Origin of the sequence: Alkalicoccus luteus, assembly GCF_012034335.1 — a bacterium.
Lineage (GTDB): Bacteria > Bacillota > Bacilli > Bacillales > Salisediminibacteriaceae > Alkalicoccus > Alkalicoccus luteus_A.
On sequence record NZ_JAATHJ010000131.1, the window covers coordinates 1 to 232 of the forward strand.

The 232-nt window shown below is 44.8% G+C and carries 1 protein-coding gene; it reads left to right on the top strand.

Annotation, left to right across the window (positions count from 1 at the left end; translation table 11 throughout):
• Positions 1-215: hypothetical protein (locus HCN83_RS18295; RefSeq protein WP_205774766.1), on the top strand; the 215-nt coding region annotated here is incomplete at its 5' end.
• Positions 216-232: the final 17 nt, after the last annotated feature.

The following is a 232-nucleotide window of genomic DNA, read 5'->3' on the forward strand; positions in this document are numbered from 1 at the left end:
TGTTATTGCTAGTCCAAAACGTCCAGAATAAGATGGGATTGTTTGTCCAAGGATTGACGGATATACTGTCTATAAAGACCCTGCAGAAAGGAAAAGACGCCTTCCACAATGCCGGCCATTACCAGTGGCGCGACGGAAGACGTCCCTCACAAAAGATGATTATCGTTCATGATTATACCATAGTGGCTTCTCCGAATCCTAGCGTTTTTGGTTAAATGTGCAGAACGGGTTC